The organism is Actinoplanes sp. NPDC048791 (assembly GCF_040650095.1).
Lineage (GTDB): Bacteria > Actinomycetota > Actinomycetes > Mycobacteriales > Micromonosporaceae > Actinoplanes.
In genome coordinates this window covers 1-6,254 of the sequence record NZ_JBEZGQ010000484.1, presented here as the reverse complement: position 1 = coordinate 6,254, position 6,254 = coordinate 1, and the positions used below count along the sequence as shown (strand labels likewise).

5 protein-coding genes are annotated in these 6,254 nt (G+C 71.9%); 3 read left to right on the top strand and 2 right to left on the bottom strand.

Annotation, left to right across the window (positions count from 1 at the left end):
- Positions 1–248: 248 nt before the first annotated feature.
- Both AB0C29_RS28695 and AB0C29_RS28690 read left to right on the top strand, forming a co-directional pair.
- On the top strand, positions 249–3,266 hold the full coding sequence (locus AB0C29_RS28695) for a WG repeat-containing protein (protein WP_360826352.1): 3,018 nt from the start codon (positions 249–251) through the stop codon (positions 3,264–3,266).
- A gap of 21 nt (positions 3,267–3,287) precedes the next feature.
- Complete coding sequence (locus tag AB0C29_RS28690) at positions 3,288–4,286, top strand: aldo/keto reductase family protein (RefSeq protein WP_360826349.1); 999 nt, start codon at positions 3,288–3,290, stop codon at positions 4,284–4,286.
- Between the two features lie 43 nt (positions 4,287–4,329).
- Here AB0C29_RS28690 and AB0C29_RS28685 read toward each other — a convergent pair whose 3' ends face one another.
- Positions 4,330–5,157, bottom strand: a complete 828-nt coding sequence (locus tag AB0C29_RS28685; RefSeq protein WP_360826347.1) for a site-2 protease family protein — start codon at positions 5,155–5,157, stop codon at positions 4,330–4,332.
- Positions 5,154–5,351, bottom strand: coding sequence for a hypothetical protein (locus tag AB0C29_RS28680; protein WP_023359740.1), 198 nt, complete (start codon positions 5,349–5,351; stop codon positions 5,154–5,156). Before AB0C29_RS28680 ends, AB0C29_RS28685 begins: the two co-directional genes overlap by 4 nt.
- Positions 5,352–5,489: 138 nt before the next feature.
- Here AB0C29_RS28680 and AB0C29_RS28675 point away from each other — a divergent pair.
- Positions 5,490–6,254: bifunctional adenosylcobinamide kinase/adenosylcobinamide-phosphate guanylyltransferase (locus AB0C29_RS28675; RefSeq protein ID WP_360826344.1), on the top strand; the 765-nt coding region annotated here is incomplete at its 3' end.

Here is a 6,254-nt window from a genome sequence, read left to right as displayed (position 1 = left end):
CTCCGCCGACCCAGCCCTACCAGCCTCAGCCACGGCACGGCACGCCGCCTCCGCCGGCGCCGGTGTCCACCCCGCCGGTCGACGAGCGGCAGGCGCTGCGGCCTCCTTATGGCGTTCCCGCTCGGCCTGAGGAGGCACCGCAGCAGTCGGCGCCTGCTGAGTCGACCGGTTCGCGGCCGACGGTTCAGCCCTCTGAGGGCGGTTCTGCCGCGGTCGATCCGGAGGTCACCCGGCCGATCCCACCCTTCGTGGCGGCTGCACCGGCGCAGGACGCCGCTGCGGAGACCGCGACCAGCCAAGAGCCGGTGTCGGCTGAGCCCAGCCCGGTTGCCGAAGAGGAAGCCGGCGCGGAAGAGCCGCACGGTCTGGGCTGGCTGCTGTCGATGAGCGGCCTCGGCGCGGTCACCCCGGAACCGGAACCTGCCGCCCCGGATCCGACCGACCTCGTCATCCAGGCTCCGGACAGCGCCGCCGACGAGATTAGCGACGCGACGATCGGCAGCAGTCCGGCCGACGCGGCCCGCGCCTCCAGCGCCCCGATCAGCGGTGTCCCGGTCAGCAGCAGTCCGGTCAGCGGTGCTCCCGTCAGCGCCGCGCCGGTCAGTTCGCTGCCGACCAGTGGGGCCGCAGTCAAGCAGGACTGGTTCTCGCCCACCACCGAGACCCGCATGGTCAGGCCGAAGTCCGCGGAGGTCACCCCGGAGGAAGAGGCACCGGAGGAGCAGCCCCCGTCCACCGGCACGCCGGCCGACGACACGGCGGATGCCGATGTCACCGATCGCGATTCCACCGGCTCTGACCTGCCGGAATCGGCCGCGGTCGAGGCCGACGATCCGCAGCCGGAGCAGCGAGACCTCGCCGACGACGCGGCCTTGGCCGGCGACGCACCCAGCGCGGCATTCCCGGCCGCCGTCGAACCGACCGACGCGGAACCGACCACCGTCCAACCGGCCGAAGCGGAACCGGCCGACGCAGAACCGACCGCCATCGAACCGGTCGACGCCGAGCCAACGATCGTCGAACCGGCCGACGCGGAACCGGTCGTCGTGGAACCCGCGGTCTCCGACCCGGTCGACGTGGAGTGGACCGACATCGAGCCGGCCGACCCGCAGCCGGAAGCCGCGGCGCAGGCGGACTCCCAGCCGGCCGACTCAGAACTGGCCAGCTCAGAGCCGATCAACCCGGAGCCGATCGACGCGGAACTGGTCGACGAGGAGCCGGCAGCTCCAGAAGCCGCCGACCCCGAACCGATCGACGCGGAACTAATCGACGAGGAACCCGCAGGCCGAGAAGGCGCCGACGCCGAACCGACCGACCCCGAACCAATCGACGCCGAGCTGGTCGACGAAGAACCCGCAGGCCCAGAAGCCACCGACGCCGAACCGACCGACCCCGAACCAATCGACGCGGAACTGGTCGACGAGCAACCGGCAGCTCCAGAAGCCGTCGCCGCGGAACCGGCCGACCCCGAACCGATCGCCACGAACATCGTCGATGCGGAACTGGTCGAAACAGAGGTCATCGAGGCGGAACTGCCCGACGCCCAGCCGATCGTTGCCGAACTGGCCGAGGCCCAGCCGGCGCAGGACGAGCCGATCGACGCCGAGCCGATCGACGCCGAGCCGATCGACGCCGAGGTGGTCGACGCGGAACTGGTTGACCCGGAGCCGATCGAGACCGCCCCGAGCGACGCCGACCCGATCCAGACCGACCAGGCGGATACCCCGCCGGTCGAAGGAGAAGCGTCGTCCGATCAGGCTGAGCATGTCGCTGCGGACCTGCCCGACACCGAGACAGCGGACGCCGAGCTGGTCGAACCCGAGCCGGCGACCGCGGAACCAGCCGAACCGCAACCAGCCCAACCCGAGCACGCACAAGCCGAACCCCCGCGGAGGCAGCCCGCTCCCCCGCGTACCGGAATGCCCAGCGCGCCGCCCGACCCCGAGCCCGAGCGTCGCCGGGCCGACCCGGAGCAGATTCTGGCCGCGTACCCCTGGAAGGTTGATCCGGTCACCCTGCGGGAGACCGTCGATGACCCGGAGCCGCTCCTGGCCGTGCGGGATCGGCTCACCGACCGGCTGGAGTACGCCGAGCGTGACACCGTCCGCGCCGGCCTGCTCGGTTTGCGGGCCGTCGCGTCCCGGGTGCTCGGTGATCTCGGCTGGGCCCTCGCCGATGCGCGGGAGGCGCTGCGGCATGCCGAGGCCACCGGTGAGCTGCGGCTGGTTGCGCTCGCGCAGGCCCGGCTGGCCCAGGTGCAGCAGTGGCAGGGGGATTTCGCCGAGGCCGACCGGTTGTTCGAGGAGGCCAGTTCGGTCGAGCTGCCCGACCGGCTCCGGGCCGAGCTGCACGTCCAGGCGGGCAAGTCCGGTTACGAGCAGGGCCGGTTCCTCGAGGCCTGCAACCATTTCGAGGCCGCGCTGGAGCTGCGGCGGGTCGAGGATCCCGAGCTGGTCGCCCGGACCGAGGCCGCGCTCGACGCGGTCATGGACCGGGTCCGGGAGGGCGGGTGGGGGCCTTATCCTCGCTCGCGCGAGGAGATTCTGCAGCGGAGTGAGCCGCCGCATCCGGCTCTGGACTACGACTCCGGGTGGCAGGGGTACGCCGACAGCAACGGCGAGGTCGTCATCCCCGAGCGTTACGCCGAGGCCCAGCCGTTCCACGAGGGTGTGGCCTGGGTACGCCGCCCCGGCACCGCCGCCTGGGAGCTGATCGACGAGACCGGCGCCCTGGTCATCGACCCGTCCAGCGGTTACGTGCAGGTCAGCCGGTTCGCCGACGGGCTGGCCTGGGTTTCCCGGGAGCCGGCCGGCGGCTGGTTCGCCGTCGACTGGCACAACCGGGTCATCGTGCCCGGCGGGTTCGAGGATGTGCGGCCGTTCCGGCACGGACTGGCCATCGTGCGGCGCGGCGGGTGGGGTGCCGTCGACCAGCACGGACGGATCGTTGTCCAGCTCAAGTATCAGCGGTTCGCGACCGAGCTGACCGCCGGCGGGCCCGTCGAGGGTTTCACCGGCGACGGGCTGGCCGTGATCGACGCCGGGGACCGGCTCGGGGTGGTCGACCGGACCGGGCAGTTGCGGGTGGCTCCGGTGCACGCCCGGCTGCTCATCCACCCGATGGCGTTCATCGTCGGCGACCGGGACGGGCGGTGGGGTGCGCTGGACCGCGACGGCGATCCGGTGCTCGAGGTGAGCCGGGACCGGCCCGCAGATGTGGTGGACGAGATAGAGCGGCTGCTCTCCGGTACCCGGCCGGTTCTGTAAGGGGCCGGTAGGGTCCCAGGCATGGAGTTCCGTCACCTCGGCCGTTCCGGCCTACTCATCAGCGAGATCGCGTACGGCAACTGGATCACCCACGGCTCCCAGGTCGAGGAGGAGGCCGCCGCCGCGTGCGTGCGGGCCGCCCTCGACGTGGGCATCACCACGTTCGACACCGCCGACGTGTACGCCGGCACCCGCGCGGAGGAGGTGCTGGGCCGCGCGCTCAAGGGCGAGCGCCGCGAGGGCCTGGAGATCTTCACCAAGGTCTACTGGCCGACCGGCCCCGGCCCGAACGACCGCAGCCTGTCCCGCAAGCACATCATGGAGTCGATCAACGGCTCGCTGCGCCGCCTCCAGGTGGACTACGTCGACCTGTACCAGGCGCACCGCTACGACTACACGACGCCGCTCGAGGAGACGATGCAGGCGTTCGCCGACATCGTGCACTCCGGCAAGGCCCTGTACATCGGGGTGTCGGAGTGGACCGCGACCGAGATCCGCGCCGGCTGGGAGCTGGCCCAGGATCTGAAGATCCAGCTGGTGTCGAACCAGCCGCAGTATTCCGCGCTGTGGCGGGTCATCGAGGCCGAGGTGGTGCCCACCTCGATCGAGCTCGGCATCGGCCAGGTGGTCTTCTCACCGATCGCGCAGGGCGTGCTGACCGGCAAGTACGAGCCGGGCAAGCAGCCGCCGGCGGGTTCGCGGGCCACCGACGACAAGTCCGGCGCCGAGTTCATCTCGCGCTGGATGAGCGACGAGGTGCTGACCGCGGTGCAGCAGCTCAAGCCGCTCGCCGAGCAGGCCGGCCTGTCGCTGGCGCAGCTCGCGGTGGCCTGGGTGCTGCAGAACGACAACGTCTCCGCCGCCATCATCGGCGCGTCCCGGCCCGAGCAGGTCTACGACAACGCCAAGGCGTCGGGCGTGAAGCTCGACAGCGACCTGATGAAGGCGATCGACGACGTGCTCTCGCCGGTCACCGAGCGGGACCCGGCCAAGACGGTCAGCCCCGCGAAGCGTCCCTGATCCGCGTCGCCCGGCGTCCCCGTGCGGGGGCGCCGGGCGAGCCTCAGAGCGACTGCCAGAAACGCATGTAGGCGAGGCCGATCTCGCCCATGCTGTCCGGCACCCCGATGAGCCCGGCGAGCCAGCTCACCAGCGTGAAGAACCAGACGTTGATCTTCGACTGCCAGAGCAGGACAAAGAGCAAGATGAAGCCGTACGGCGCGAAGAGGTTGTACGCGCGCTGGTAGGGCGGGCTGAGCCAGGGCTGGACGATGTTGCCGCCGTCCAGGCCGGGCACCGGCAGCAGATTCAGCAGGCTCGCCGTGACCTGCAGGAACGCCAGCGCGGCCAGCGCCACCCAGAAGTCACCGTGGCTGCCGCCGATGGTCCAGCCGCCGGAGCCGTCGCTGAGCAGCACGACGTCGTCGCCCGCGCCGAACACAAACGGCACGGCCAGGATCAGCGCGAACACCACGTTGGTGGCCGGGCCGGCCGCGCTGATCAGCGACTCCTTGACCTTGCTGCGGATGTGCGCGTGGTCCACCCACACCGCCCCACCGGGCAGGCCGATGCCGCCGAGCACCACCGCGACCAGTGGCAGCACGATGGACAGCACCGGGTGCGTGTACTTCAGCGGGTTCAGCCGCAGGTAACCCCGGTCGGCGACGCCCCGGTCCCCGGCGAAGTACGCGACGATCGCGTGTGCGTACTCGTGCAGGCAGAGCGAGAGCACCCAGCCGGACACGATCAGCAGGAACACGTCGACCCGGACGTTGCCGTAGCCGGTCCACGCCATCCAGCCGGCCACCGCCGTGACCGCCAGGATCCCGACGAAGACCGGGCTGGGAACGAAGGCGCTCTTCGGGGCGCCGCGCGAGACCTGGTAACTCACTCGGCCGGCAACAGACTCATCTTGTAGTCCACCCGGTCGTCCTCGACCAGGGTGACCTGGGTGACCCCGGCGGCCGCCAGCTCACGCCACGCCTGGCCGATCCACGACTCGGCGTCGGCCTGGCTGCTGAACGTCTCGGTCGGGCCGGCCACCGGCTGTCCGTCGACGCCCTCGTACCGCCAACTCCACGGCATTCCGCCGCCTCCCTCAGGTGTCGATCTGTGGTCCTGTTCCCACCCTACGGTGTGCGCGCCGGTACGCCCGGTACGCCCGGGCCCATCGAAGCCGGGTCGCCCCGCATGATCGCGGCGGACGGCCCTAAAGTACGGGGCATGTCTGCTGACGGGTGGAGTTCGGTCCTGGTGCTCGGCGGGATCCGGTCCGGCAAGTCCGCGTTCGCCGAGGCGCTGGTCGCCGGCGCCGCATCGGTCCGCTATGTCGCCACGGCGGTCGGCGGCGAGGACGACCCCGAGTGGCGCGCCCGGATCGAGACCCACCAGCGCCGCCGCCCGCAGTCCTGGACCACCGAGGAAACCGGCGCGGACCCGTCCCGGCTGGCCGTCCTGCTCACCGAGGCCAAGCCGGACGACACCCTGCTCGTGGACGACCTGGGCGGCTGGGTTGCGGCGCTGCTCAACCCGGCCCAGCAGCCCAACGACGACCTGGCGACCGTGACGGCCCTGGCCGAGGCGGTGCGCACGTGCGCTGCCCGGCTGGTGCTGGTCAGTCCCGAGGTGGGGCTGTCGCTGGTGCCGGCCACGCCGGTCGGCCGGGCGTTCGCGGACGCGCTGGGCACCGCGAACCAGGCGCTGGCCGGGGCCTGTGACCGGGTCGCGTTTGTGGTGGCCGGGCGGCCGACCTGGCTCAAGACCGGGCCGGACGTGCCCGCGATCGTCACCGACCTGCAGGCCGAGAACGCGGAGACCCGCGGGGCGGCGCTGGGCGTCGACGAGGTCGCCATGCACGACGCGATGACGGCGGCGACGCCTCCCTCCGGTACGCCGGTGATCACCCCTGCCGGCGCGCCCGGGACCGATGCCGCTGCCTCGCCCGGCACCACTGCCGCTGCCGCGCCCGGCAACACCGCCGGTGCGGCT

Coding starts and splice junctions, on each gene's coding strand:
- AB0C29_RS28690 (WP_360826349.1), top strand. CDS start 3,288: ATGGAGTTCCGTCACCTCGGCCGTTCCGGCCTACTCATCAGCGAGATC.
- AB0C29_RS28680 (WP_023359740.1), bottom strand. CDS start 5,351: ATGCCGTGGAGTTGGCGGTACGAGGGCGTCGACGGACAGCCGGTGGCC.